We start from the raw sequence: 25,148 nt of genomic DNA, 5'->3' as shown, positions 1-25,148 counted from the left end.
GGGGCTTTCGATGGCAAAGAGGCTCCCCGACAACGCCTTCACGTCCCCGCAGGTTCTGGATCCCGGCTTACGCAAGGTGGCGCGGTTCGTGCCGCGCGGTTACGCCCTGCACCGCGGTCTGAGGTTTCAGCGCGCAGTCATGAACCTGATGGGCAACGCGGGACGCCTTCGCGCCGTGCCCGTGGCCGCCGTCAACGAGCACGTCACTGTCCGCCTGCATCGCCCGGCCGGCCTTCCCGACCGCGCACCCGCGCTGCTGTGGATCCACGGCGGCGGCACCATCATGGGGCACGCGGCCCAGGACGATAAGTATCTGCGCAAGCTGTCTGCGCGCACCGGGTTCGCGATTGCGGCGGTCGAACACCGGTTGGCTCCCGAACACCCCTACCCCATACCGGTCGAAGACTGTTACGCAGCGCTGCTGTGGCTAGCCCGCCAACCGTGGGTCGACCCGGATCGGGTCGCCATCGGCGGCGCAAGCGCGGGCGGGCATTTCGCCGCCGCGGTCGCGCAGCGGGCGCTTGACCGCAACGACGTCCGCATCGCCTTCCAAATGCTGGTCTATCCGATGCTTGACGATCGCACCGGCGCCAAGCGCGACGGCCCCCGGCGAATCATGTGGACCGAATCCGACAATCAACTGGCCTGGCAGTGGTACCTCAACGGCGCCGATCCCGAAGAAGCGGCACCGGCGCGCCGGACGGATTTGTCGGGCTTACCGCCCGCCTGGATCGGAGTCGGAACCTTGGATCTCTTCTATCAGGAGAGCGTGGAATACGCCCGGCGCCTGCGCGAGGCGGGCGTGCCGGTGCACGAGGAGATTGTCCCGGGCGCGTTTCATGCGTTCGATCAGCTCGCGGAGAAGGCACCGATATCGACGAGGTTCTTCGAGAGCCAGTGCGATTATCTGCGGGGCGCATTTGCGCCCAGCGGATGACCGTCGCCATTGAGCGCCTCATGCTCGAATTACCTAGCGCAGCAACGCCTTATGCTGTGATACTGCGCCCCGCCGCACGTCGCTTCGGTCAATGAGCTCGGTCGACCACACTTTGCTGCCGGACTTGACAGGGCGAGGCCGCCGACCCCGAACGCGGCACCTTTTGACTGCAAAGTGTGCATAACGTGCAACTATATGGGTATGGGCAATCCCGTAGGGCTACGCGAGCGCCGTCGCCGCCAGACGAGCGCCGACATCCGCGACGCCGCGGTGCGCCTCACGCTGGAACGCGGCTTCGAGAAGGTCACCGTTGACGAGATCTGCGCCGAAGCCGGAATCGCCACGCGCACCTTCTTCAACTACTTCCCCAACAAGGAATCCGCGCTCGCCTACGGCCCCTCGGACATACCTCCCGAGCTGGTGGAGGAGTTCGTCGCCGCAGGTCCGGCCCCCTACTCGGTGGTGCTGGCGGAGCTGATCACCCTGGCCGCCCACCACCTGCGCGACGTGCCGCCGCGCCGCGAACACGCGGCCCACATGCTGGAACTCGCCAAGACCTCCCCCGCCGTGTTGGCGGCATTCCTCGCCGACTTGGAGCGATTTCAGAATCAGTTGACCGACATCATCGTCCGTCGCCAGGCAATGCAACCCGACGACGAGATGGCGGCGCTGATCTCGGCGCTGGCGCTGACAGCGGTACGGTCCGGCATCGAGCGGTGGGCCAGCGGCGAGGCAAATGAAACCGCCGACACGCCGATGCCCTATGTTGAGCGTGCCGCGGCGCTGGTGAACAGCATCTTCACAAAGTGACCTGAAACACCAATAGCAAATGTTGCATGCACTGCAAGATATGCACATCATGTACTATGCGCTGGTGGCGGTACGCGGGGAGGCTTCAGCAACAAGGCGAGCCGGGTATCGACGCCGGGGACGTCAGCCGGTGTGGGTGGGCAGCATTCACCGCGCTTGACGCTCCAGCGCGCGCGAACCGTAGGACTCGACGAACTTCGTTGTTAAGCAATGCGACTGGTGGGCACTCACCTGCCCACTACCTCTGGTCGCGCAAACGCTGATCCGCGTCACGACCGCGTGGCGGGGAAGGGATCACCTAGGTGCAGATTTCGAGACTTGTGCGCAACGCCTGGTTGCCGCTGTTGATCGTGGCGGTCGTGGTGGTCGGCGGCTTCGCGGTCGTTCGGGTCAAATCGTTTTTCGGCGCCCACGACACCGGCATCATGACCAGCCCGCGGCTCGATGACTCGAAGCCGTTCAAGCCCAAGGTCGTTAAATACGAGGTCTTCGGCTCGGCCAGCCAGGCCAACGTCAACTACTTGGACCTGTCCGCCGACCCGAAACGCGTCGATGGCGCACCGCTGCCGTGGACGCTGGTCCTGAGCACCACCGCCCCCTCGGTCTTCCCGAACCTGTCCGCGCAAAGCGACGGCAATTCGCTTGGCTGCCGCATCACCATCGATGACGAAGTCAAGGCCGAGAACATCACCCACGGCGTGCACGCCCTGACCTTCTGCTTGGTGAAATCCGCATGAGCACAACGATCGACGACACCCGCACCGACGCCATCCCCGTCGTCAAAGAACCCGTGCACGATAAAATTCCCCGGATCATCCGGACGTTGGCCGTGCCGATCATCATCGGCTGGATCGCGCTCATCGCGGTGCTCAACGTCGCCGTCCCCCAGCTGGACGAGGTCGGCAAGATGCGTTCGGTGTCCATGGCGCCCGACGATGCGCAATCGGTGGTCGCGACCAAGCGGATGGGCGCGATCTTCAACGAGTACAAATCCAACAGCTCGGTGATGATCGTCCTGGAGGGCCAGAATCCTCTCGGCGCCGACGCGCACGCCTACTACGACCAGATGGTGCGGAAGCTCGACGCCGACACCAAACACGTTGAGCACGTTCAGGATATGTGGAGCGATCCGCTGACCGGAGCGGGCGCGCAGAGCAACGACGGTAAGGCCGCCTACGTCCAGGTCTACCTGGCCGGTAACCAGGGCGAGGCGCTGGCCAACGAGTCGGTGGAATCCGTCCAGAACATCGTGAAGAGCGTGCAGCCGCCCAAGGGGGTCAAGGCCTACGTCACCGGCCCCGCGGCCCTCTCGGCGGACCAACACGAGGCAGGCGACCGCAGCCTGCAGCTCATCACATTGGCCACCTTCACCGTGATCATCGGCATGCTGCTGCTGGTCTATCGGTCGGTCATCACGGTGCTGCTGACGCTGGTGATGGTGGTGCTCGAGCTGTCGGCCGCGCGCGGCATGGTGGCTTTCCTCGGCTACTTCAACCTCATTGGGCTCTCGACGTTCGCCACCAACCTGTTGGTCACGTTGGGAATCGCGGCCGCCACCGACTACGCGATCTTCCTGATAGGCCGATATCAGGAAGCCCGCGCCATCGGTGAGACCCGCGAAGAGGCGTACTACACCATGTACAAGGGCACCGCCCACGTGGTGCTCGGTTCGGGTTTAACGATCGCCGGCGCGACATTCTGCCTGCACTTCACCAACCTGCCGTATTTCCAGACGCTGGGTATTCCGCTGGCCATCGGCATGGTGGTGGTGGTCGCGGCGGCGTTGACGCTCGGTGCGGCCGTCATTGCGGTGGCCACGCGTTTCGGCAAGACCCTCGAACCCAGACGCACACAACGGATTCGCGGGTGGCGCAAGATCGGCGCGCTCGTCGTCCGCTGGCCCGGCCCGATCCTGGTGGTGACGATTGGCGTCGCGCTGGTGGGCTTGCTGACCCTGCCGGGCTATCGCACCAACTACAACGACCGCAATTACCTGCCCGCCGATCTGCCCGCGAACGAGGGTTACGCGGCCGCGGACCGACACTTCTCGCAGGCGCGAATGAACCCGGAAGTGTTGATGATCGAAAGCGATCACGATCTGCGCAACTCCGCGGACTTCTTGGTGATCGACAAGATCGCCAAGACCGTCTTCCGGGTGCCGGGAATCGGCCGCGTGCAAGCCATCACCCGCCCGCAGGGCACGCCGATCGAGCACACCTCGATCCCCTTCCAGATCAGCATGCAGGGCGTCACCCAGCAGATGAACCAGAAGTACCAGGAAGATCAGATGGCCGACATGCTGCATCAGGCCGACATGATGCAGACGACCATCGAGAGCATGCAGAAGATGCAGAGCATCACGGCGCAAATGACCAATGACATGCATCAGATGGTCAAGAAGATGCATGACATGACCATCGACATCAACGAATTGCGCGATCACATGGCGGATTTCGAGGATTTCTTCCGCCCGATCCGCAGCTACCTCTACTGGGAAAAGCACTGCTACGACATCCCGGTGTGCTGGTCGCTACGCTCGGTCTTCGACGGGCTGGACGGCATCGACACGATGACCGACGACATCGAGAGCCTGTTGCCGATCATGGATCATCTCGACACGCTGATGCCGCAGATGGTGGCGCTGATGCCGTCGATGATCGAAAACATGAAGGCCATGAAAACGACGATGCTGACCATGTATTCGACCCAGAAGGGTCTGCAGGATCAGCAGAACGAGGCCCAGAAGAACTCCAACGCCATGGGCAAGGCCTTCGACGCCTCCAAGAACGACGACTCGTTCTACCTGCCGCCGGAGACGTTCAACAACGCCGAGTTCAAGAAGGGCATGAAGAACTTCATCTCCCCCGACGGGCACGCCGTGCGGTTCATCATCAGCCATGACGGCGATCCGATGTCACAGGAGGGCATTTCGCACATCCCGTTGATCAAGAAGGCCGCCTACGAAGCGCTGAAAGGCACGCCGCTGGAGGGTTCGAAGATCTATCTCGCGGGGACCGCGTCGATCTACAAGGACCTCAGCGACGGCAACACCTACGACCTGTTGATCGCCGGGATCTCGTCACTGTGCCTGATTTTCATCATCATGCTGATCATCACCCGAGGCGTGGTGGCGTCGGCGGTGATCGTGGGAACCGTCTTGCTGTCGCTGGGCGCGTCCTTCGGGCTCTCGGTCCTGATCTGGCAGCACCTGATCGGCATCGAGTTGCACTGGATGGTGCTCGCGATGTCGGTCATCATCCTGCTGGCCGTCGGTGCCGACTACAACCTGCTACTGGTGGCGCGGTTCAAAGAGGAGATCCACGCCGGGCTGAACACCGGCATCATCCGGTCGATGGGCGGCACCGGCTCGGTGGTGACATCGGCGGGACTGGTGTTCGCCTTCACGATGATGACCATGGCGGTCAGCGAGCTGACGGTCATCGGCCAGGTCGGTACCACGATCGGACTGGGTCTGCTGTTCGACACCTTGATCGTGCGGTCGTTGATGACACCGTCGATCGCCGCGCTGCTGGGCAAGTGGTTCTGGTGGCCGCAACGGGTGCGCCAACGCCCGGTTCCCTCGCCGTGGCCCAAGCCGGCCAAGGACGACGAACTGGCAACCGCCGCTAGGTAACCCAGTCCGGCTGGGCGTCGGTCTCGACGTTGGAGAAGTCCTTGTGTCCGAGGCCGGCGGTCGTGCCGCCGTCCACCACGAACTCCGCGCCGGTGGAGTAGCTGGACTCGTCGCTGGCCAGGTAGACCACCAGGTTGGAGACCTCCACGGGCTGGGCGGCCCGGCCCAGCGCGGTCTGGAAGATGTCGTCGGGAACCCAGTCGGTCATCGGGGTCTTGATGAGCCCGGGATGGATTGAGTTGACCCGGATTCCGCTCGGACCCAACTCCAGGGCGGCCGACTTCGTCAGTCCCCGCACGGCGAATTTGGTTGCGGTGTAACCGTGGCAGGCGATGGTGCCGGCCATGCCTTCGATCGAGGAGATGTTGATGATCGATCCCCGGCCCGCTTCCTTCATGGGTTTGACCACGGCGCGGATGCCGAGAAACACGCCCGTCAGGTTGATGTCGAGGGTGCGCTGCCACTCCGAGAGCGCGTAATCCTCCAGGGTGCCGATGTTGATGATGCCGGCGTTGTTGACCAGCACGTCGATGCGACCGAACTCGCTCAGCGCCGTGGCCACCGCCGCGTCCCAATCCTCGGGCTTGGTGACGTCGAGGTGCAGGTAGCGGGCGGCGTCACCGACCTCGGACGCGACCGCCATGCCCTCGTCGTCGAGGATGTCACCGAAGACGACCTTGGCCCCCTCGGCGACCAGCGACCGCACGTGCGATGCGCCCATGCCCCGGGCGCCGCCACTGATCAGGGCGACCTTTCCCGCCAACCGTTCTGCCACCGCGCTTCTCCTGTCGTATGGGTTCGTCTATGCACCATACGTACCGGAGGCTATGTATGGCCATACATAGCCGTTGCCAAAACGGCGCGGACACACCGGGACTAGGCCGGAAGCACCCTGCCGGTCAGGAGTCGTACGCCCGCAGCAGCGCCCGCGTGCGAGCCCGGCCCTCCGGCGACGGATCGAACGCCGCGGCGACGTATTCGTCGACGCCCGCGGCACTCAGTTCGTCGAGCCGGCCGCGGACCGTGTCCTCGTCGCCGATGATGGCGGCATCCTCCGGGCCCGCATAGCCCTCGCGGTCGAGCATCGCGCGATACGACGGCAGCTGGCCATAGATGGCGAATTGTTCGGCCGCGTGCTTGCGGGCGGCGTCGACGTCGTCGGTGACGCAGACGGGCAACGACGCCGCGACACGCACCTCGCCCTCGCGCCCGGCATCAGCGGCCGCCTGGCGCAGCGTTGGGCCGACGTGCTCGGCCAGCGTCGTGGGTCCGGTCATCCAGGTGCACGTACCCGAGGTCCGCCGGCCCGCGAGTTTGAGCATTTGGGGACCCAGCGCCGCGATGTAGACGTCGGGCCTGGGCGCACCCGAAATCATCAGCGCGCCGCGCGTGGTCACCGTCTCCCCCGTCGCGTCGGCGCGTTCACCGGCCAGCAGGGGCAGTAGCCCGTCGAGAAATTCGTTCAGCCTGCGCACCGGCTTGTCCCACGGGATGCCCCACATGCCCTCGGTGACCGCCTGGTGAGTCATGCCGAGCCCGAGCGTGAACCGGCCGCCCGAGGCAAGGCTTACCGTCAGCGCGCGCTGCGCCATCTGCATCGGATGCTGATTTTGGATCGGCACCACACCGCTGGCCACCTCGATCGTGTCGACCTCGCGCAGGGCGATGGCCAGGATGGTGAGAAGGTCCGGCTCGTAAGGTAATTGGCTCATCCACAGGCGTTTGAAGCCTTCATCGCGAAGCATCGCGAGGTTGGCGATGGTCGCGTCGATCGGCGATTCGCTGCCCGTTCCGCTGAGTTGCCCGAACATACTGACCTGCATGACCACACGCTCCTCTGCGTCGGCTTCGGCGGCGGGAAGGTTGCCGTCGTTCAACTCTACGGCCAGGTCTTGCGCCAATCCCCATCGCCGGGTGTCGCCGAACGAACCAACCTCAGGACGGCCGGGCCACGATCACCGGCATGCGAATGGAGTGCACGACGGCATTGCTCACCGAGCCCAGCAGTACACCGGTCAGACAACCGCGGCCGTGGCTGCCCACGACGGTCAGCTGTGCGGTCTCTGACTGTTCGATCAGCTGCCGAGCCGGCCGGTCGCCCACGACGATTCGGTGCACGGTGACGTCGGGGTAGCGTTCCCGCCAGCCCGCCAGCCGTTCGGACAGACTCCGTTCCGCTTCCGCCTTCACTGCCGACCAGTCCACTCCGGGAAGCCCGAGAATTCCCGTGTCGCTCCACGCATGAACCGCCTTGAGCTCGACTCCTCGCCGGGACGCTTCGTCGAAGGCGATGGTCGTGGCGAGTTCGGAGGCCGGCGAGCCATCGATGCCAACCAGGACGGGCGCCTGCGCGGGGTACGGCATCAAGGGGTCTTCGTCGTGGATGACGGCAACCGGACAGCTGGCGCGCCGCACGATGCCGGAACTGACCGAACCGAGTACTCCCCGACCAATCGCCCCGCGCCCATAGGATCCGACCACGACCATGATTGCCTCTTCCGACATCCTGGACAGCGTCGGCGTCGGGGGCCCGTGCCACAGTTCGCTTGCGATGTCGATGTTCCGGCTTGTCCTAGTGGCGTCTTCGGCGATCTTGACCGCCTCTTGCAGCAGCCGGCGGCCATCGTCCTCCTGCCACGCCAGCGCTTCGGACGCCATAGGCACCTGCGGCCAGACCGTCGTGGCGTTGACCATGTGGACCAGGGTCAACGGAATATTGCGCATCGCCGCGTCACGCGCCGCCCAGCACACAGCGAAATTCGACGCCGGCGATCCGTCGACTCCGACGACGGCGCCATGGCGCTTTGTGGATGCAGTCATGTCGATCTCCTAGTTCATCCACCACGCTATTGCCCAAACTAGGCCCGGTCATGAGCCTTTCGTCCCCAACCGGGTGGACCAGAGACCTTCGACGCGCAACCGACTCCTGGGCCGAACCGGATTGCCGGCGAGGCCAGAAGTCGCCAAATCGGTTCGATACGCCAGTCTTTCAGCGCGCACTGCCGTCAGGCCGCAACGGAGCCGGCCTTGAGATCGCGGACTTCAGCCGGCCGCCCAGTCCTTCGCGCGCTCCAGGTCGTCGAGCCCGAACACCGCGAGCTCGCCGGGGACCATCCAGGCGAGCGCGTGCACGGTGTGGGCGACCCATTCCTTGTCCGATACGACCGCGATTCGCTTGAAGGCCGAATGATGGGTCAAGACGGTACCCAACCCCAGCTTGAGATCCTCGACCAAGCCACCGGGACCGAAGCCCTCGTAATCGGACGCGATGACCTCGACGATCCTGACCTCACCGGTCTTCACCGTCTCCTCGAGGACGGGCCTGATCTCGCGCAGTTCATCGCCGCGCAGCCGGCCCGACACGCGGATTCCGGTCACGCCGTCCGGCATGTTCGGCAGCACCTCGATCATCGATTGCTCCTTTCCGCACGCTCTTTAGCATGTACGCGACGGCGTAGGCTGCCTAGTGCCGTAAGTCCCTAGGGCGCTTGCCATGTGGCCGCGGGCCGTCCAGGGCCGGCTCAGCCGACGATGTCGAAGATCGCCGCGGCGGAGGTGACCGCCTTGTCACCGTTACCCTCGTCGTGCAGCAGCATGCGCACGCCGACGCGACCGGAACCGCCCGGGTGGGCGGTGCCCGCCACCCGGAAGGGACCCACCTTGCCGCGCGACATAAACATGACGTGCCAACTGACCACCTGCAGCTTCCTCGTTCCCGCGACCGCCGCGGCGAGGTCGATCGCCGCGGTCTCGAGAACGACGTGCTGGGGTCCGATGTGGAGCGCGGCATCCGGTGACGCGAGTTCGGTGCTCAGCTCGGGAAGTACCCAGTGGCCGTCGTCGCGCCGGCTGGCACCGAAGGCCTGCCACAGCGGCGGTAGGTCGGCGGAGTCCTCGATCACCAGCTCGGTGCCCGAAACGTCCATCCGGTCCAGGCCTTCCGGCGGGATGCCGATGATCGCGCCCTGCCCCTCGTTGAAGGCGATGACCCGGCTGGGGTTGTCGGCATCGACGATGGTGCAGCGGCCGTAGCCCATGGTGCGGCCCTGGTGCACGATGCCCGATCCGACGATCTCGATCCGGTTGACGTCGTATCCGGGATCGACGATCTGTACCGACGCGATCACCGGATTGGGCACCGCGACCATGTCTGTCTGGCAGCCCTCCGGGGAGGAAATGGCCAACGGCGCCACCATGATTCCGCCCGCGTCGTTGCGCATGTCGCGGCGGATGGCGACGGTGTCATCGGTCTCGCCCAGATTCATCGAGGAGTGCTTGCGACCGATGTAACGGTAGCTCAACAGTCCCGTCCAACGCCGGTACAGTTCCTCGCGGTAGGCGTCGGAATCACCCATCAACTCTCGGATGTCACGCAGTTGACCGCCCAATTCCGTTCGCCTCCTTAGCTTTTACCGCGCCGCACCTGGTTGAAGGGCACGCCGCGGTCGTCGGCGCGCTCGCGCGGGAAGTTCAGCACCCGCTCGCCGATCACGTTGCGCGCCATCTCGGTGGTGCCGCCGCCGATGCTGGCGGTCTGACGCCCCAGATAGCGCGTCCCGATATCGAGCAACCCGCCGTCGTCGTCGACCACGGCCGCCGGGCCGGCCACGGCCAAGGCGGTATCGGTCTCGACGTCATGCACCTCGGCCATGTACAGCCGGATGATCGATCCCGCGGCCGGCGGCAGGGACCCGCTGGCCACGGCGTGAAAGACGTGCTCGCTGAGTTGGCCATGCACGGCGCGATGCACCAGCGCCCGGCCGACCATCTCCTGAAGTCGTTGATTGCCGGCCTGATTCGTCTTTTCGATCAGGGACACCAGGTCGACGGAGACGTCGTGGGCCTCGGCGATTCCCGGTCCGCTGGTGTACTCCGAGCCATCACCCATCGTGCGCCGCTCGTGATAGAGCTGCCGCGACGCGACGTCCCACCCTTTGCCCGGTTCTCCGACGACAGCGTCGTCGCCCACGTCGACGTCGTCGAAGAACTCCTCGCAGAATTCGATGGAGCCGTTGACCTGCTGGATGCGGTTGATGGTGACGCCGGGATGCTGCAGCGGCACCAGGAACATCGTCAGGCCGTCGTGTTTGGGGACATCCCAGTTGGTCCGCGCCAGGCACAGGCCGTAGTCGGCGGCGAAGGCCCACGTGCTCCAGGTCTTGGCGCCGTTGATGATCCATCGTCCGTCGCGGCGCTCGGCGCGGGTGATGACCCCCGCCAGGTCGGATCCCCCGCTGGGCTCGGACAGCAGCTGTACCAGCACCTCGTCGCCGCGCAGCGCGGCCGCAATGTGCCGGCGCTTTTGTTCCTCGCTGCCCATATCGAGAATCGTGGCGCAGCAGATCGCGAAGGACGGGACGTTGAGCAACAGCGGAGTCTCGTAGGCTTGGGACTCGGCGTCGAATGCCTTTTTGTATTCGTAGCTCAGCCCGAGCCCGCCATACTCGCGGGGGAAACAGATTCCGGCGAATCCGCCGTCCCACAGCAGCTTTTGCAGTTCCCGCGCCCGGTGCCACGAGGGGAGCTCATCTCGCTCCAGCAGCGCCGCCTTGGCCGGATCGAGTCGGGGCATGTTCGCGGCGAGCCAGGCCCTGGCCCGGCTCCGAAACTCCTCGACCGATTCCGACGTCACCGGATGGCCTCTCATTCGAGCGTCGACCTTGTGCTGGGCGACTGTACAGCAACCGCCACGCGGCTGTACAGATTGGCGCCTACGCCCCGTTCAGCTGCACCGCGGCGCGAATGAGCGCCGTCAACGCCTTCTCGTCGATCTTGTCGCCCTCGTGGAAATCGATTGCGCGTCTGGTGTTGCCGTCGAGGCTGGAATTGAACAGGCCTGCGGGATCTGGCAGCGACGCGCCCTTGGCGAACGTCACCTTGACGACGTTCTTGTACGTCTCGCCGGTGCAGATCATCCCGTCGTGATACCAGACCGGAACGTCCCGCCACTTCCACTCCTCGACCACCTGCGGGTCGGCCGCCTTGATCAGTTTCCTGATGCGCGCGAGCATCTCGCCGCGCCAGTCTCCCAATTCCTTGATCCTGGCGTCGATCAGCGCGGCGGGAGATGCGGCTGCGGCGTCGTCCTTGGCGTTCGCCATCGTGGCCCACTTTCGATGAGGTTGTCGCTCGCCGGACCGTACCTCAACCGATGACGTGCGCCCGGCACACCCGACGAGACCCCGTATCCAGCGCCGGCGCCGTCCGCCAGTAATCTGCGGTCGATCACTATGACCGACACACACCCCTTCGACGGCGCCCTCCAGTTCGACCGGATCGGCACCGACCTCAGGCGCGGGCGCACGCACCCGGAGTGGGCCAACATGGTCGGACCGTTCGGCGGGATCACGGCCGCCGCCATGCTGCGCGCCGTCGAAACCCACCCGGACCGCATCGGGGAACCGCTGGCCCTGACCGTCAATTACGCCGCGCCCATCGCGGACGGCGACTTCGACCTCACGCTGCGGGCTGCGCGGACCAACCGCACCAATCAGCACTGGATCGTCGAACTGAGCCAGGACGGCGTGGTCAAGACGACGGCCACCGCCCTCTTCGCGCTCCGCCGCGACAGCTGGGCCGACACCGAGAGCCACCCGCCGAGCGCGCCGCCGCCCGAGCAATTGCCCTCCCTCGATCCGGGCCTCGTCCGCTGGACCCGCCTCTACGACATGCGCTACGTCGAAGGCGCGATGCCCGGCAAAGACGGCGACCCCGACCCCTCGTCGACCTCCACGCTGTGGGTGCGCGACCGCGCGGGACGCCCGGTCGACTACCCGGCGCTCGCCGCGCTGTGCGACATCTTCTACCCGCGGGTGTTCTTGCGCCGCGGCCGTTTCATCCCGTCCGGGACCATCTCGCTGACCACGTATTTCCACGCCGACCAGCCTCAACTCGACGCCGTCGAGGGCGACTTCGTGCTGGCCACCGCCCACGCCAACCGTTTCTCGCGCGGTTATTTCGACCAAAGCGCGCAACTGTGGACCCGGCAGGGCGGGCTGCTGGCGACCACCCATCAGATCGTCTACTTCAAGGGCTGACGGGTTTACACTTCGCCAGTGAAACGTCACGCGTGGGCGCTTGCGGAAGGGATCGAGTGGCAATGACGGAACGAGCCGAGGGCCTGGTCGTCGAGACGCTGCCGGCGATCGAGTCGATCAAGCAGCTCAAGGCGCGCTACTGCCGCTACCTGGACACCAAGGACTGGGCGGCGTGGCGCACGATTTTCGCCGATGACTTCGTCAGCGACACCTCCGAAGCCGGGGGCAAGGTGATCGCCGGCGCCGACGAGTTCGTGGCGTTCACCCGGCGGGCCCTCGGCCGCCCGACACAGCCCACGGCGCACCAGGTGCACACACCCGAAATCGAGCTCACTTCGGCGACGACCGCGCGTGGCATCTGGGCGCTGCAAGACGTCGTCCGATTCGGCCCCGGGGTAACCTTGGTCGGCTACGGCCACTACCACGAAACCTATGAGAACATCGCCGGCCAGTGGCTTATCAAGAGCTCCAAGCTAACTCGACTCCGCGAGGACATCGTGACGCCGTTCTTCTCGATCTTCGTCTCTCCCCGGCTCCGCACGGCGATCGGCAACATCGCCGGACGGGTGATGGATCGGTGACGCGCCCATGACAGTTGACACCGTTCTGGTCACCGGCGCCTTCGGGCAAGTCGGTAAGCGTTGTACGCAGATCCTGCTGGAACGCGGCAGAACCGTCGTCGCGATGGATCTGCGTAACGACAACACGGTCGCCATCGAAAAAGAAATCGCGGCCGGCGCGCACCCGGGGACGTTGATTCCTGCGTACACCGACCTACTGGACGCCGAGGCGGTCCACGCTCTCATCGCCGCCCATGAGCCCGGGGCCGTCGTCCACCTGGCCGCCATCGTGTCCCCACCGTCCTACCGCAATCCCGAACTGGCGCGGCGGGTCAATGTCGGTGGCACCGAGAACCTCTTGGCCGCCTGCGCCGCGCTCCCCCGCCCGCCGCTGTTCCTCATGGCGTCCAGCGCCGCGGTGTACGGCTCGCGCAACCCCTACCGTCAGCCCGAGCGGATCACCCCGGACACACCCGTGAACCCGATCGACCAGTACGGGCAGGACAAAGTTCTCGCCGAGGCGGCGATCCGTGGCAGTGGCCTGCCCTACGCGCTCTATCGACTCGCCGGCGTCATCTCGCCCGACACGCAGGCGGCCATAAACGGCGACTACCTCACCCTGATGCGTTCGATGCCCAGCGACAACCGAATTCATGCGGTGGACGCGCGTGACGTGGCGCTGGCGTTCGCCAACGGCGTCGACCGCAAGGACACCATTTCCGGCAAGGCCCTGCTCATCGGCGGCAACGAAACGTACGTGCTGCTACAGCACGGCCTGCAGGACGACCTGATGAGCGCGGCCGGCCTGGGACCGCTCGGCCCCTCGGCCGGCCTGCCCGGTGACCCGGCCGACGACCGCGGCTGGAGTTTCACCGGCTGGTATGACACCACCGAGGCACAAGCGCTGCTGGACTTCCAGGAGCACGACTGGAGCCAGACGCTGGACTGGCTGGCCGAATCGCAGGGCCCCCTGCGGGTCGTGCTGCGGCTGCTCGGCCCTGCGCTACGCCCGGTGCTGCGGGCCGTTTTGATTCTGCAGCGCCGGCTGGAGGGACGCGGTCCGTACGCCGACCCGTGGTCGCTGATCGAAAAGACCTACGGCGCAGCGGCATTGGCCAGCGTCGACTAGTGTCGGCCCCTACCGATCGATCCACGCCATTTGCGCCTCGGCGTGATGGCCGCCCTCGGGCGGGGTGAGCCGATCGAGTCTGGCCAGTTGATCGGCGGTCAGCTCGATCGCGTCCGCCCCGACGTTTTCTTCCAGGCGGGTCACGCGTTTGGTGCCCGGAATGGGCACGATGTCAGGGCCTTTCGCCAGCAACCAGGCCAACGCGACCTGAGCCGGCGTGGCGCCGACGTCCGCGCTGATATCGCGCACCTCGTCGGCGCACCGTAGGTTGTGCTCGAAGTTGTCGTCGAAGAACCGCGGGTTCGTCTTGCGGTAGTCGCCCTCGGGCAGCTCCCGGGTGGAACGGATCGCGCCGGTGAGAAAGCCGCGGCCCAGCGGCGAGTAGGCGACGAACCCGATGCCCAACTCGCGCAACACCGGCAGGATCTCGTCTTCTTGATCGCGCGTCCACAGTGAGTACTCCGACTGCACCGCCGTAATCGGGTGCACCGCGTGCGCGCGACGAATGGTGTCGACCCCGACTTCCGACAGGCCGATGTGCCGGATCTTCCCCGCGGCGACCAGCTCGGCCAGCGCGCCGACGGTCTCTTCGATCGGTGTCTGGCGGTCGAGGCGGTGCTGGTAGTACAGGTCGATGTGATCGGTCGCTAACCGCTGCAGCGAACCATCCACGGCGATACGGATATTGGCGGGGCTGCTGTCCAGGCCTTGGCGGCCGGTGTGCGAGATCAGACCGAATTTGGTTGCCAGGACAACCTGGTCGCGCCGGCCCTGCAGCGCGCGGGCCAGCAGTTCCTCGTTGACATACGGGCCGTAGACCTCGGCCGTGTCGATCAGGGTGACGCCCAGGTCGGTGGCGCGATGGACGGTGCGGATGGATTCGGCGTCGTCGAATCCGCCGACCGCGTAGGCCACCGACATGCCCATCGCCCCGAGCCCAAGACGTCCGACCTGCAGCTCACCGAGCCGTGCCTGTTTCATGGCCTATCTCCTGATCGGTCGGGGACGGTAGCGTGGCGCTGTGCACCGCGTCGAGCTTCCCCCGATCTGATGGGCCACGCAAACACCTCACGGCCGGCGCGCAACCTGGCGGTCGACTACTTCCGGGTATCGGGCGTGGTGCTCATCGTGCTGGGACACTGGCTGGCCGGATCCGTGACCTACCGCGACGGGCAGTTCGGCCGGCAGAACCCGCTCGTCGACCTGCCCTGGACCCAATGGCTGACCTGGCCCTTCCAGGCCGTTCCGGCGTTCTTCCTGGTTGCCGGCTACGCCGGCGCCGTGTCCTGGACGCACCGGCACGACGACGAGGGCCTGTCGCGTCGAACCTGGATCCAGCACCGGGTGGCCCGCGTGCTCGGGCCAACCGCGGCCTACGTGGCGCTGGTGTCGGTGGTGGTGGTTGTCCTGGGCGCCTGCGGTGTGGCCGGCTCGGTGCTCGAATACGCCGGTTGGGCGGTGGCAATGCACCTGTGGTTCCTGGCCGTCTATCTGGTGGTCGTGTCGCTGACGCCGATTGCGATTGCCGCACAACGCCGTTGGGGATTGTTGGTACCGGGTGCTCTCGCGCTGGCCGTCGCGGCGGTGGATGTCGCGCGAATCGCCGGCCACGTGCCCTACCTCAACTGGGTGAACTATCTGCTGGGCTGGGGCACCCTGTATCAACTTGGGATCGCTTGGCACGGTGGGTCGTTGGCCGGCCGCAGGCCGTGGCTGCTGGCCGGTGTCTCGTCGGTGGCCTTGGCGCTGCTGGTGTGGCTGAAGGTGTATCCGATCAGCATGATCGGTGTTCCCGGACAGACCATCGACAACACGACACCCCCGACGGTGGCGCTGCTGGCGTTCGGGTGCGCCCAAACCGGACTTGCGATGGGATTGACGCCGGGCCTCAACCGTGGGCTGCGCGCCGTGCGGGTCGAGCGCGCCCTGTCCATCGCCAACAACAACATCATGGCCCTGTACTTGTGGCACATGATCCCCGTCGTCATCGTGGCGGTCGTCGGTTACCCGGCCGGCCTTTTGCCCCAGCCACCCGAAGGCAGCGCGGACTGGTGGCTGGCCCGCCTGGAATGGGTGGTCGTCCTGAGTGTCGTGACGGCGGTCGAGATTGTGCTCTTGTTCTGGGCGCGAAGGCTTTTCGCTGCCCCGTTGCCCCTCCTCGGTGTGCCACTCACCGAGCGCTCGGTGGAACCGGTGATGCTGGCCGGCGCCGCGATGGCGGCCTACGCCCTATCCCTGATTGCCGCCGAGGGCTTCGCCCCCGACGGGCGCTTTCCGTGGCTGACCGCGGTGATCTTCGCCGCCGGCGCGCTGCTGGCGGCGCTTCGCCCCGCGGCGCGGGTGGCGGCTGTCGGGCGATCGGATCGGCCACGGTCCGGCACGATCGGGTGAATCGCCTTATGCCGCGGGCGGGCGCGCGACGATGATCGGGATCCGGACCGAATGCAGGACCGCGTTGCTGACCGAACCCAACAGCAGCCTGCTCAGGCCGCCCCGGCCGTGGCTGCCGACGACCACGAGCTGCGCGGTTTCCGACTTGTCGATGAGGTGGCGCGCCGCCCGGTCCTGAGCGATGAACCGATGGACGGTGACGTCGGGATAGCGTTCCTGCCACCCCGCCAGGCTCTCGGCGAGGCTGCGTTGCGCTTCGCCTTCGACCGCCGGCCAATCGATTTCGAAGACTTCGACGACGGCGGCGTCACTCCAGGCGTGGATAGCGACCAGATCCACACCGCGACGCGACGCTTCGTCGAAGGCGATTTCGGTCGCGAGCTCGGACGCCGGAGAGCCATCCGTGCCCAGGAGGACGGGGGCATGCCGCCGGTCCGGCGATTCTTCGTCCCGTACGACCGCGACCGGGCAATTGGCGTGCCGCACCACGGTCGAGCTCACCGACCCGAGCAGACCGCGGGCCAACAACCCGTGGCCGGAGCTGCCCACGACGACCATCTCGGCCGTGTCTGCCATCTTCAGCAAGGCCGATACCGGCGCCGAGTACACCAGCTTCTTGCCGATGGACACCTTGCGGTCCCCCGGCATCGCCTCTTCGGCGACCTTCGTCGCATGCATGATCGCCTTCTTGCCTTCGTCTTCCAGGCTCGTCACCAGCGACTCGGGATACGGAACCGGCGGAAACGTCGCGGTAGGCGTCGACACCGCGTGCACGACGGTCAGCGGAATGTTTCTCATCGCCGCTTCCCGGGCGGCCCAGCCCGCGGCGGCACTAGACGCCGGCGAACCGTCGACGGCAACGACGATACCGAGTTCTTTGGCGGATGTGGACATTACGTTCTCCCTCCATCGTGAACCACGCTATCCGAGGAGGCCGTCCCGATCGTGAGGCTTTAGTCCTCAACCGTCGGGCCAGAGGTCCCGCCGATCACGAGATATGCTCAGCTGAACAGGCTTTGGCCGATGTAGTGGCCTTCAGCGGGCGCGGCCGGCACCGCGAAGATTGCTGATCCGATATGGCGGATGTATTCGTTGAGCAGGTCGTGGGCGCCCAGGCGGTTCTGCAGCCGAATAAAATCTTGCGGATCATTTTGATACGAGACGAAAAGCAGACCGGCGTTGAGTTGGCCGTTGGCGTCCAGGCCGTCGGTGTAGTTGTAGGACCGTCGGCGGATCATGATGCCGTCATTGTTTTCCCGGGCGGCGAGGCCGACGTGAGACATCGGATCGATGAGCGGGTTGCCGTCGGGGCCCTTGGCGGCGAAGTCCGGCGTGTCGAATTCACGCTTGCCGCTCAGCGGAGCCCCTTCCTCTTTGGTGCGCCCGAAGATTCGCTGCTGATTGCCGATCCGGTCGACATCCCAGGTCTCCATCAACATCCGGATCTTGCGGACGACCTGGTAGGTCCCCCCGTTCATCCAGGGCTGGTCGCTGTCGGTCACCCAGACGAACTTGTTGTATTCGGCGCTGGTGGCGATGTTGCGGGTTCCGTCCTTGAATCCCAACAGGTTTCGCGGTGTGTGCTGGCCCGGTCCGGCGGAGGCTCGACCGAACCCGAGCACCGCCCAGAACGGTGAGACGATGTTGCGGCCGAGCCGGGCCAGGTTGCGGACCGCGTGATAGCAGACCTGGGGATCGTCGGCGCACGCCTGCACGGAAAGGTCGCCGCCATGCAGGCGTGGATCCAGGTTGTCCCCGTTCAGCGGCGGCAGGTCGGTGAACACGGCGGGTCGCCGGGCGGCAAGTCCGAACCGATCGCCGAACAGCGACGGGCCCAGCCCGATGGTGACGGTGAGGCTGGCCGGGCTCAGCCCGTAGGCCTCGCCGGTGTCGGCGGGAGGCTGCACCTCGACCTGGGGCTGCACCGTCCCGACCGGCTTACCCTGCTGCAGGATCGCGGCGGCGGCCGACCAGCGCGCCAAGAGGGTCTGCAGCTCCCTCCGGCCCGCGCCGTCGGTCAGCGAGAACGACATGAACATGGCGTAACGCTGTGGGGGCGTATCGATTCCGCCCTGGTGCGGCTGGCCGTAGAACGGGTAGCTGTGCCGCAGGTCGACGGTGTCATCGTCGTCACCACGTTGTGCCGCCGCCATGGCGTGACCGGCGAAGCCGCCACCGACGGCACCGAGGGCGGCACCGCCGAGCCCGGCCAGCATGGCGCCGCCGAGCGCGCGCCGGCGCGACACCGCGGCGGAGTCCGCCTGCGCCCCAGCGTCGTTCGGGCCGCCGTCGGAAGGTGGGGTGATGTCGTCGGTCACGATCAGCCGGCCGTCACGACTTTTTGGGCGACGGTGGACAGGCTCTGGTGCAGCGGCTGGATCACCGCGGTCAGCTTCGGCGCGTCGGTGGCCTTCAGCGCGGGGGTGTAGGTCTTGTAGCCGCCGAGTGCGGCCGGGTCGCGATACCCGTCCAGGGTGGTCAGCACGCTGTGGAACTGCTGATCGATCTGGCGGACCAGGTTGGCATCGATCTTTTCCAGGCCCGGCCGCAGTGAGGCGTACGCCTGCTGCGCTCCTTCCACGTTGCCCGAAAAGTCCACCAGGTCAATGTGACTGAACGCCTCCTCCTCGCCGGTGATCTTGGTGTTCTGAATCTCTTCGATCAGATCGCTGGCGCCGTTGGCCAGATCCTCGGGCTTGTACTGCAGGGTCGCGACGATGCCGTTCAATTTGCCGACGTTGCCCACCAATTCGGTGCTGAACGCCTTCGTCCCCGCGGTGATCGCCCCGCCCTGCCACAGATCGCGCTCGATGGCGTGAAAGCCCTTCCAGCCGACCTTCGCGTCCACGGGTGTCGACTCACGCATGTCGATCAGATAGTCCAGGCTGCCGGCGTTGTCGCCGACCGCATAGCCCGGCAGCACGAAGCCCTCGACGGTGGACTCCGAACGCTCCCAGAACAACCGGGCCTTGGCGTAGGCCGCCTTCGCGCCCTCGACGTTGCCCGACTGCACGGCGGCATCGAGTGCCTTCACGCCGTCGTTGAGCTGACCGATCTGGTTGATGATGTAGGCGGCGTAGTCCTTGGTCCCCTGGCTCAGGATGCTGGCCACGGTGCCGGTAGGTGTCGCGGGCGCATTACCGGTCACCGTCAGGGTCTGGTATTCGGTGCTGGCACCCGGGCAATAGAGCTGGTAGGCACCGCCGTCCAGCGAAACCGTGAACGACACCGGGTCCAGGCCCGGCGCGAGGTTCTCCTTCTCGCCGACGATCCGCTGATCCCTGAGCAATTCGACCTCGTTGATGCCGGGCGCGTTGGTGTTGGCGACCGTGAAGGTCACCGGCCCGGCGGGCACGCTGGTGGTGTCCAGGGCGCAGCCGTCCTTGCCGCCGTCGTTGGCCATGGTGACCTTGACCGCATTGGTACCGCCCGGTTTCGGCTGCTGAGCATGGTTGGCGGTGTCACCCGAGTGTCCGCATGCGGTCGCGGACAACGCCGTCGCCGCGACAAGAACCGTTGTGGTCAGCAAGAATTCACGAGACCGGCACGCTGCCAGGGCGATGCGACTCCCCATCTATGAATTTCCTCTCGTCGGTTTGCCTGCGGTGCACGCGCACCGAGGCTATCGCTGACAGCGCGCACGCCAATGCAAAACCCGCTATTACCAACGGCAGCCAGACATTCCAGAGCTGCCGCTCCCCGCGCTCGCGGTCGCTCGCGGCGATCTCGGCCGCGGTCGAGTGGTCCTCGGCACTCGAGGTGGACCAGTCGGTCGCCAACCCGCCGAGACTGACGGTCTTGGCCCCCGTCAAGCCGCCGCCGGTCAAGATCGCGGTCCGGTTGCTCGTGGCTTGCGCGCTCACCACGGAATCACCCCGCGCGAGCACGGTGTACGCGGTGGTCGTCGACCATTGACCCTGAAACGGGCCCGGCGTGCGGCCCACCGCGAGACCGACCGGCAACCGGCCGCCTGTCATGCTCAGCAACTGATCCAGCGAGACTTCGGGCGCACCATCGGCCCCGGCAGCTTCGGAAGCCTGCCATACCTGCACGGGCAAGCCGTCCACCGTTCGGTCATCCGCCGGGACAAGCACGATGCTGTGGACGGCCGAACTGCCCTGGGGGGCGATGGTCAGCTCGCGCCCGTGTGGCCCGGTCGCCATCGACACCACGACAGTGTGGCCCGAGCGGTCGGTGGCGGTGCGGGCCCGCAGGCTCGGCGACGGGTTGGCCGGCGTCATGATCGCCAGCCCCGCGCCGAGGATGATCAGCACCACCGACGTCGCCGCCAGCAGCCGGCCGCGCGCTCGCGGCGCGGCGACGAGCCGGGCGGGCCACAGGAAGATGGCGAGTACCGGCACGGCGTACAGCAGCCAGCCCAGCACCTCGATGAGGCGAGGGTCGGCGGGGATGCCGAACACGCCGGTCGTCACCGCGCCCAGCACCGAATTGGGGGGTATCCAGCCAGACAGATCCAGCACCTGTTGCTGGCCGATGGTCACCCAGCCCGCCTCGTGCGCGGTGCGCAGCGCGCCCAGCACCAGGCCGGCGGCGATCAGCACCAGGAACACGCCGGTGACCCGGAAGAACCGGCCGAGATTGATTCGCAGCCCGCCGTAGTACAGGCCCACGCCGAGCCCGACCGACGTCGCGATGCCTACCGCGCCGCCCAGCACGGCGAACCACCGGTTGCCGTGCGACGTCTGGGCGGCCGCCAGCAAGAACACCGACGTCTCGAAGCCCTCCTTGAGGACGGCGAGGAAAGCCATGGCCGCCAGCGCGAACGCACCGCCGCGGTTGACCGCCTGACGGGCCTCCCGCTCGAGTTCCCCCTTGAGCTGGGCGGCGTTGCCGTTCATCCAGATGATCATCGACGTCACGAACACCACCGCGATGGCGTTGATGACGGTCTCCATCATCTCTTGCTGGGCCTGCGGCAGACTGGCGGCGAACAGGTCCAGGCCCACGCCCACGCCGACGCTGAGCAGCACGGCCAAGCCGACGCCGACAAACATCGGACGGACCGTTTGGCCGTTCCGCTTGAGAAACGCACCGACGATGCTCACGATGAGCGACGCCTCTAGGCCCTCACGGAGACCGATGAGAAAGGTGCCGATGAATACGCCGAATACGCCCTGCATACGCCTAGTTTCTGTCCCGCCGATCGAGACCTTCGGCTTAGCGTAGCCTAACCAAGCGAGGGCTATTCGCCCTGGTCCGCCGGGTCAGGAGGCCGGCGCGGTCACGAAGTCGATGAGTTCCTCGACCCGACTGATCAGCGCCGGTTCCAGATCGTTCCAGTCGCGCACGCGTGAGCGGATGTGGCGCCAGGCCCTGGCGATGTCGGCCTGATCGCCGTGCGGCAGGCCCAGGGCCTGGCATACGCCGTGCTTCCACTCCACCTGCCGCGGCACCTGCGGCCAGGCGCGCAGGCCCAGCCGCTGCGGCTTGACGGCCTGCCAGATGTCGACGTAGGGATGGCCGACGACCAGTGTGTCGGTGCCGCCCGGGCCGCGCCGCACCGCCTCGGCGATCCGCGCCTCCTTGGAACGCGCGACGAGGTGGTCGACGAGCACACCGAGCCGACGCCCGGGGCCGGGCGCGAACTCGGCGACAATGTCCACCAGATCGTCGACGCCGCCGAGTTGCTCGACGACGACACCTTCGATCCGCAGGTCCTCACCCCACACCTGGGCGATGAGCTCGGCGTCGTGGCGGCCCTCGACGTAAATTCGGCTGGCCCGGGCGACGCGGGCGCGAACACCCGATACCGCGACCGAACCGGATGCTGTCCTGTTCGCGGCGGTCGGCGCGGGCCGGCGCGGCGCGGTGAGGATGACGGGACGCCCCTCTAGCAAATAGCCTGGGCCCAAAGGAAATCCGCGCACATGACCGCGCCGGTCTTCCAGATCCACCCGACCGTATTCGACGCGCACCACCGCGCCGACGTATCCGGTTTGGGCGTCCTCGACCACCAGGCCCGGTTCGGCAGGATGCTCCGTCGAGCGGGGCTTGCGTCGACCCCCGGCCAGCACATCGGTTCCATAGCGATCCACCACGCCGGCCATCCTAGAAAGCCTTGCGGCCAAACGCCGTTACGGCGCGCCATGGCCGGCGAATCGTCAGCGAAATCACTGCCCGGATGCCGCGGTGCCGTCCGTAAAAAATGCGTTTAACTGTGTGGCGTTACTCAGCTGATGGCATCGCTGATGGTACGTTGCTAGCCATGGCAAGCACTGCCGCGTATGCGCAACTTGCGGCGGTTAGCGAGGTGGACGTATGGACCTGTCGCACTGGGTGACAAGCATTGTGGCTTTCGTGCGCGCCGGCTACCCGTCCGGCATGCCCGTCACCGGGTACGTGCCGCTGGTGGCGTTGACGCGCCGACGGCTCTGTGACGACGACATCACCGCCATCGCAAGGGATCTCATCGCGCGTCGGCTCTGGCCGATCAGTTCCATCGATATCGGCGTCGAGGTCACCCGGATCACCAACCAGCTGCCCTCCCCCGACGACGTCTCGCGTGTGCAGCGTCGCGTTCATGCGCTGCGCTGCTCGCGCGGTTAAGCGGCGCCGAACGATTTTGCCGTCACGGTGATTTGCGCACCGGGGCGCCACAGGCCTTCAGATAATCGGCGTAGTTCCAGGTCTGCAAAAACTGTTGACCCGCTTGCAATCCTCGCTCGTAGAGGGCTTCGCGTTGCGCGGCGGTGATGTTGAAGTCGATCGGGCTGACCTCGTCGGCCGGCACGAAGATGGTGCGCCGGACGGTGCACGGGTCATCGATGTAGGCGTTGTCCTGATTGCTCACCAGGGTCTCTATCGCCGCAAGCCCCAACGACACCGGCCCATGGACCGGATGGGTGGGCGGGATGCCGGGACGCGCGGACAATCGAATCCCGAAGGTGGGCCAACGCGGTTGCGCATCGGGCCGGTCGAACAGCTCGACCGGAAAGTCCGACAACAACCCGCCGTCCACCCACGTCGCGCCGCCGACCCGAACGGGCTCGAACACATACGGAATGGCCGACGACGCGTGCACCGCGCGTGCGACCGGGAAGTCGTCGGGGTCGATGCCATAGGAACCGAGATCCCAGGGAATCCGGACCAGCCGGCGCCGCGACAGGTCGCTGGCCGTCACGACGAGCGACCACGCGAACTGTGTGGGCTCTTCGCCCGTGCGCAGATCGCCGAAGGTCTTCACGCCCAGATCGCGGAGCAGCCCCGCGAGCAACTGCTCGAGATACGCCCCGCGATAGACACCGTCTGACGTCAGCAACGACAATGCCCCGCCGATCAGCGGTATCCGCCCGATCCAGTTGCGGTCAAGGAACTTTCGATAGTCGATCGCGCGCATGATGTCGGCGAGCCGGCTCAACGGCTCACCGGCCACCTGCAGGGCGGCGACCAGCGAGGCGACGATCGCACCCGCGCTGCTTCCCGCGACACGCGGAAATCGGTAGCCGGCCTGGGCGAGCGCATTCACCGCCCCGACCAGGCCGATCCCACGGACGCCACCGCCCTCGCACACCAAGTCGGCACGGTCTGTGCTCACCGCAACCCCCTGTCCGGATCGATCAACAAATTCGGCTGCCCTCCACGCCGAAGAAGTGCAGGTGTCCGGGCACCGGGTGCAGGCGCACCCGGCTGCCCTTCTGCGGGGGGTTTCGCCCGTCGGCCCGCGCGACGATGGGCGCATCGATCACCTTGGCGGAGCCGGTGATTCGCCCATACAGGTAGGCGTCCGCCCCCAGCTCCTCCACCACGTCCACCTCCATCTCGACACCGAGGCCACCCAGCTCGAAATGTTCGGGGCGTACCCCCACCACGACCTCACCCGCGGCGCCGGCAACTTCACGGGGCAAGGCGATGGGCCAATCACCCAGCGACACAGCGGAATCCACGACGGGAAGGGTGAACAGGTTCATCGCCGGGGATCCGATGAAGCCCGCCACGAAGACATTGTCCGGGTTTCGGTAGAGCTCGCGGGGCGGTGCGAACTGTTGCAGCACGCCGTCGCGCAGGACGGCGACGCGGTCGCCCATCGTCATCGCCTCGACCTGGTCGTGGGTGACGTAGACGGTGGTGGTACCCAGCCGCCGTTGCAGTGCGGCGATCTGATTGCGCGTCTGGACCCGCAGTTTGGCGTCGAGGTTCGACAGCGGCTCGTCCATCAGGAACACGTGCGGCCGGCGCACGATCGCACGCCCCATCGCGACTCGTTGGCGTTGTCCGCCGGACAGGTCTTTCGGCTTGCGATCGAGATAGGGTTGCAGGTCAAGCAATTTCGCCGCGTCCAGCACCCGCTCCCGGATCTGGGCCTTCGGCGTCTTGGCGATCTTCATGGCGAATCCCATGTTCTGGGCCACCGTCATGTGCGGGTAGAGCGCGTAGTTCTGAAAGACCATCGCAACGTCGCGATCCTTGGGATCGAGGTGGGTGACGTCGCGCTCGCCGATCCGGATGTGCCCGGAGTCCACGGCTTCCAGCCCGGCCACCATCCGCAGCGAGGTCGTCTTGCCGCACCCGGACGGTCCCACCAAAACGACGAACTCGCCGTCGGCGACGTCGAGGTCCAGGTTGTCCAGGGCGGGGCGATCCGCTCCGGGGTAGCGGCGGGTCGCCCGCTCGAAAGTCACCGAAGCCACGG

The 25,148-nt window shown here is 66.4% G+C and carries 24 protein-coding genes; 9 read left to right on the top strand and 15 right to left on the bottom strand.

Going from position 1 to position 25,148, the window contains the following annotated elements; all coding sequences use genetic code 11:
* The first annotated feature begins 10 nt into the window (after positions 1-10).
* The 4 genes from AC5Y5B_RS13215 to AC5Y5B_RS13200 all read left to right on the top strand — a co-directional run bounded on the left by AC5Y5B_RS13215 (position 11) and on the right by AC5Y5B_RS13200 (position 5,381).
* A complete protein-coding gene (locus AC5Y5B_RS13215; RefSeq protein WP_500005548.1) occupies positions 11-937 on the top strand; it encodes an alpha/beta hydrolase in 927 nt (308 codons plus the stop codon).
* Between the two features lie 201 nt (positions 938-1,138).
* Positions 1,139-1,747, top strand: coding sequence for a TetR family transcriptional regulator (locus AC5Y5B_RS13210; protein ID WP_500005547.1), 609 nt, complete (start codon positions 1,139-1,141; stop codon positions 1,745-1,747).
* Between the two features lie 302 nt (positions 1,748-2,049).
* Positions 2,050-2,484 (top strand): MmpS family transport accessory protein, encoded by a 435-nt coding sequence (locus tag AC5Y5B_RS13205; protein ID WP_500005546.1) that lies wholly within the window; start codon positions 2,050-2,052, stop codon positions 2,482-2,484.
* Positions 2,481-5,381, top strand: coding sequence for an MMPL/RND family transporter (locus AC5Y5B_RS13200; protein WP_500005545.1), 2,901 nt, complete (start codon positions 2,481-2,483; stop codon positions 5,379-5,381). Before AC5Y5B_RS13205 ends, AC5Y5B_RS13200 begins: the two co-directional genes overlap by 4 nt.
* On the opposite strand, the gene AC5Y5B_RS13195 is transcribed toward AC5Y5B_RS13200, so the two are convergent.
* The 7 genes from AC5Y5B_RS13195 to AC5Y5B_RS13165 all read right to left on the bottom strand — a co-directional run bounded on the left by AC5Y5B_RS13195 (position 5,374) and on the right by AC5Y5B_RS13165 (position 11,482).
* A complete protein-coding gene (locus AC5Y5B_RS13195) occupies positions 5,374-6,156 on the bottom strand; it encodes an SDR family oxidoreductase (RefSeq protein ID WP_500005544.1) in 783 nt (260 codons plus the stop codon). The two genes, AC5Y5B_RS13200 and AC5Y5B_RS13195, sit on opposite strands and share 8 nt — an antisense overlap.
* Before the next feature lie 124 nt (positions 6,157-6,280).
* A complete protein-coding gene (locus AC5Y5B_RS13190) occupies positions 6,281-7,204 on the bottom strand; it encodes a TIGR03564 family F420-dependent LLM class oxidoreductase (protein ID WP_112631544.1) in 924 nt (307 codons plus the stop codon).
* 112 nt (positions 7,205-7,316) lie between these two features.
* Positions 7,317-8,201 carry a universal stress protein gene (locus AC5Y5B_RS13185; RefSeq protein ID WP_500005543.1) on the bottom strand — a complete coding sequence of 295 codons (885 nt, stop codon included), beginning with the start codon at positions 8,199-8,201 and terminating at the stop codon, positions 7,317-7,319.
* Between the two features lie 222 nt (positions 8,202-8,423).
* Positions 8,424-8,792, bottom strand: a complete 369-nt coding sequence (locus AC5Y5B_RS13180) for a SpoIIAA family protein (protein ID WP_112631336.1) — start codon at positions 8,790-8,792, stop codon at positions 8,424-8,426.
* A 110-nt stretch (positions 8,793-8,902) separates the two neighbouring features.
* On the bottom strand, positions 8,903-9,769 hold the full coding sequence (locus tag AC5Y5B_RS13175; protein ID WP_500005542.1) for a hypothetical protein: 867 nt from the start codon (positions 9,767-9,769) through the stop codon (positions 8,903-8,905).
* Positions 9,770-9,783: 14 nt separating this feature from the next.
* Positions 9,784-11,013 carry an acyl-CoA dehydrogenase family protein gene (locus AC5Y5B_RS13170; RefSeq protein ID WP_500005541.1) on the bottom strand — a complete coding sequence of 410 codons (1,230 nt, stop codon included), beginning with the start codon at positions 11,011-11,013 and terminating at the stop codon, positions 9,784-9,786.
* Positions 11,014-11,092: 79 nt separating this feature from the next.
* Entirely contained in the window at positions 11,093-11,482 is a 390-nt protein-coding gene (locus AC5Y5B_RS13165) for a DUF1801 domain-containing protein (protein ID WP_500005540.1), read from the bottom strand.
* Positions 11,483-11,611: 129 nt separating this feature from the next.
* Between AC5Y5B_RS13165 and AC5Y5B_RS13160 the strand changes: the two genes are divergently transcribed.
* The 3 genes from AC5Y5B_RS13160 to AC5Y5B_RS13150 all read left to right on the top strand — a co-directional run bounded on the left by AC5Y5B_RS13160 (position 11,612) and on the right by AC5Y5B_RS13150 (position 14,107).
* Positions 11,612-12,418 (top strand): acyl-CoA thioesterase, encoded by an 807-nt coding sequence (locus AC5Y5B_RS13160; protein ID WP_500005539.1) that lies wholly within the window; start codon positions 11,612-11,614, stop codon positions 12,416-12,418.
* Between the two features lie 62 nt (positions 12,419-12,480).
* Complete coding sequence (locus AC5Y5B_RS13155) at positions 12,481-12,999, top strand: nuclear transport factor 2 family protein (protein WP_112631328.1); 519 nt, start codon at positions 12,481-12,483, stop codon at positions 12,997-12,999.
* Positions 13,000-13,006: 7 nt separating this feature from the next.
* Positions 13,007-14,107 (top strand): NAD-dependent epimerase/dehydratase family protein, encoded by a 1,101-nt coding sequence (locus tag AC5Y5B_RS13150; protein ID WP_500005538.1) that lies wholly within the window; start codon positions 13,007-13,009, stop codon positions 14,105-14,107.
* Between the two features lie 9 nt (positions 14,108-14,116).
* On the opposite strand, the gene AC5Y5B_RS13145 is transcribed toward AC5Y5B_RS13150, so the two are convergent.
* A complete protein-coding gene (locus tag AC5Y5B_RS13145; protein ID WP_500005537.1) occupies positions 14,117-15,088 on the bottom strand; it encodes an aldo/keto reductase in 972 nt (323 codons plus the stop codon).
* Between the two features lie 69 nt (positions 15,089-15,157).
* Here AC5Y5B_RS13145 and AC5Y5B_RS13140 point away from each other — a divergent pair, with 69 nt between their 5' ends.
* Positions 15,158-16,498, top strand: coding sequence for an acyltransferase family protein (locus tag AC5Y5B_RS13140; RefSeq protein ID WP_500005536.1), 1,341 nt, complete (start codon positions 15,158-15,160; stop codon positions 16,496-16,498).
* Between the two features lie 6 nt (positions 16,499-16,504).
* On the opposite strand, the gene AC5Y5B_RS13135 is transcribed toward AC5Y5B_RS13140, so the two are convergent.
* From AC5Y5B_RS13135 to AC5Y5B_RS13115, 5 genes are all read right to left on the bottom strand, one after another.
* A complete protein-coding gene (locus AC5Y5B_RS13135; protein WP_112631320.1) occupies positions 16,505-17,392 on the bottom strand; it encodes a universal stress protein in 888 nt (295 codons plus the stop codon).
* A gap of 107 nt (positions 17,393-17,499) precedes the next feature.
* Entirely contained in the window at positions 17,500-18,816 is a 1,317-nt protein-coding gene (gene efeB, locus AC5Y5B_RS13130) for an iron uptake transporter deferrochelatase/peroxidase subunit (protein WP_500005535.1), read from the bottom strand.
* Positions 18,817-18,818: 2 nt separating this feature from the next.
* Positions 18,819-20,072 carry an iron uptake system protein EfeO gene (gene efeO, locus AC5Y5B_RS13125; protein WP_289176294.1) on the bottom strand — a complete coding sequence of 418 codons (1,254 nt, stop codon included), beginning with the start codon at positions 20,070-20,072 and terminating at the stop codon, positions 18,819-18,821.
* A complete protein-coding gene (efeU, locus tag AC5Y5B_RS13120) occupies positions 20,032-21,639 on the bottom strand; it encodes an iron uptake transporter permease EfeU (RefSeq protein ID WP_112631316.1) in 1,608 nt (535 codons plus the stop codon). The genes efeO and efeU overlap by 41 nt, the downstream gene beginning before the upstream one ends.
* An 84-nt stretch (positions 21,640-21,723) precedes the next feature.
* Positions 21,724-22,557, bottom strand: a complete 834-nt coding sequence (locus tag AC5Y5B_RS13115) for a DUF3097 domain-containing protein (RefSeq protein ID WP_112631542.1) — start codon at positions 22,555-22,557, stop codon at positions 21,724-21,726.
* 220 nt (positions 22,558-22,777) lie between these two features.
* Between AC5Y5B_RS13115 and AC5Y5B_RS13110 the strand changes: the two genes are divergently transcribed.
* Positions 22,778-23,065: a DUF3349 domain-containing protein gene (locus tag AC5Y5B_RS13110; protein WP_112631314.1), complete on the top strand. Its 288-nt coding sequence runs from the start codon at positions 22,778-22,780 to the stop codon at positions 23,063-23,065.
* 22 nt (positions 23,066-23,087) lie between these two features.
* On the opposite strand, the gene AC5Y5B_RS13105 is transcribed toward AC5Y5B_RS13110, so the two are convergent.
* The gene (locus AC5Y5B_RS13105) at positions 23,088-24,053 is read right to left on the bottom strand and encodes a patatin-like phospholipase family protein (RefSeq protein ID WP_112631312.1); all 966 of its coding nucleotides are present in this window, start codon (positions 24,051-24,053) and stop codon (positions 23,088-23,090) included.
* Between the two features lie 22 nt (positions 24,054-24,075).
* Positions 24,076-25,146 (bottom strand): ABC transporter ATP-binding protein, encoded by a 1,071-nt coding sequence (locus AC5Y5B_RS13100; protein WP_500005534.1) that lies wholly within the window; start codon positions 25,144-25,146, stop codon positions 24,076-24,078.
* Positions 25,147-25,148 lie beyond the last annotated feature (2 nt).

The sequence above is a fragment of the Mycobacterium sp. NGS33 genome (assembly GCF_059812885.1).
This window is presented reverse-complemented; position numbering and strand designations above follow the sequence as displayed.

Bases quoted from the DNA above. Each gene is read 5' to 3' on its own strand.
- AC5Y5B_RS13200 (WP_500005545.1), top strand. From the start codon at position 2,481: ATGAGCACAACGATCGACGACACCCGCACCGACGCCATCCCCGTCGTC.
- efeO (WP_289176294.1), bottom strand. From the start codon at position 20,072: ATGGGGAGTCGCATCGCCCTGGCAGCGTGCCGGTCTCGTGAATTCTTG.
- AC5Y5B_RS13190 (WP_112631544.1), bottom strand. From the start codon at position 7,204: ATGCAGGTCAGTATGTTCGGGCAACTCAGCGGAACGGGCAGCGAATCG.
- efeU (WP_112631316.1), bottom strand. From the start codon at position 21,639: ATGCAGGGCGTATTCGGCGTATTCATCGGCACCTTTCTCATCGGTCTC.
- AC5Y5B_RS13210 (WP_500005547.1), top strand. From the start codon at position 1,139: ATGGGCAATCCCGTAGGGCTACGCGAGCGCCGTCGCCGCCAGACGAGC.
- AC5Y5B_RS13165 (WP_500005540.1), bottom strand. From the start codon at position 11,482: ATGGCGAACGCCAAGGACGACGCCGCAGCCGCATCTCCCGCCGCGCTG.
- AC5Y5B_RS13135 (WP_112631320.1), bottom strand. From the start codon at position 17,392: ATGTCCACATCCGCCAAAGAACTCGGTATCGTCGTTGCCGTCGACGGT.
- AC5Y5B_RS13145 (WP_500005537.1), bottom strand. From the start codon at position 15,088: ATGAAACAGGCACGGCTCGGTGAGCTGCAGGTCGGACGTCTTGGGCTC.
- AC5Y5B_RS13215 (WP_500005548.1), top strand. From the start codon at position 11: ATGGCAAAGAGGCTCCCCGACAACGCCTTCACGTCCCCGCAGGTTCTG.
- AC5Y5B_RS13160 (WP_500005539.1), top strand. From the start codon at position 11,612: ATGACCGACACACACCCCTTCGACGGCGCCCTCCAGTTCGACCGGATC.
- AC5Y5B_RS13185 (WP_500005543.1), bottom strand. From the start codon at position 8,201: ATGACTGCATCCACAAAGCGCCATGGCGCCGTCGTCGGAGTCGACGGA.
- AC5Y5B_RS13140 (WP_500005536.1), top strand. From the start codon at position 15,158: ATGGGCCACGCAAACACCTCACGGCCGGCGCGCAACCTGGCGGTCGAC.
- AC5Y5B_RS13150 (WP_500005538.1), top strand. From the start codon at position 13,007: ATGACAGTTGACACCGTTCTGGTCACCGGCGCCTTCGGGCAAGTCGGT.
- AC5Y5B_RS13180 (WP_112631336.1), bottom strand. From the start codon at position 8,792: ATGATCGAGGTGCTGCCGAACATGCCGGACGGCGTGACCGGAATCCGC.
- AC5Y5B_RS13155 (WP_112631328.1), top strand. From the start codon at position 12,481: ATGACGGAACGAGCCGAGGGCCTGGTCGTCGAGACGCTGCCGGCGATC.
- AC5Y5B_RS13110 (WP_112631314.1), top strand. From the start codon at position 22,778: ATGGACCTGTCGCACTGGGTGACAAGCATTGTGGCTTTCGTGCGCGCC.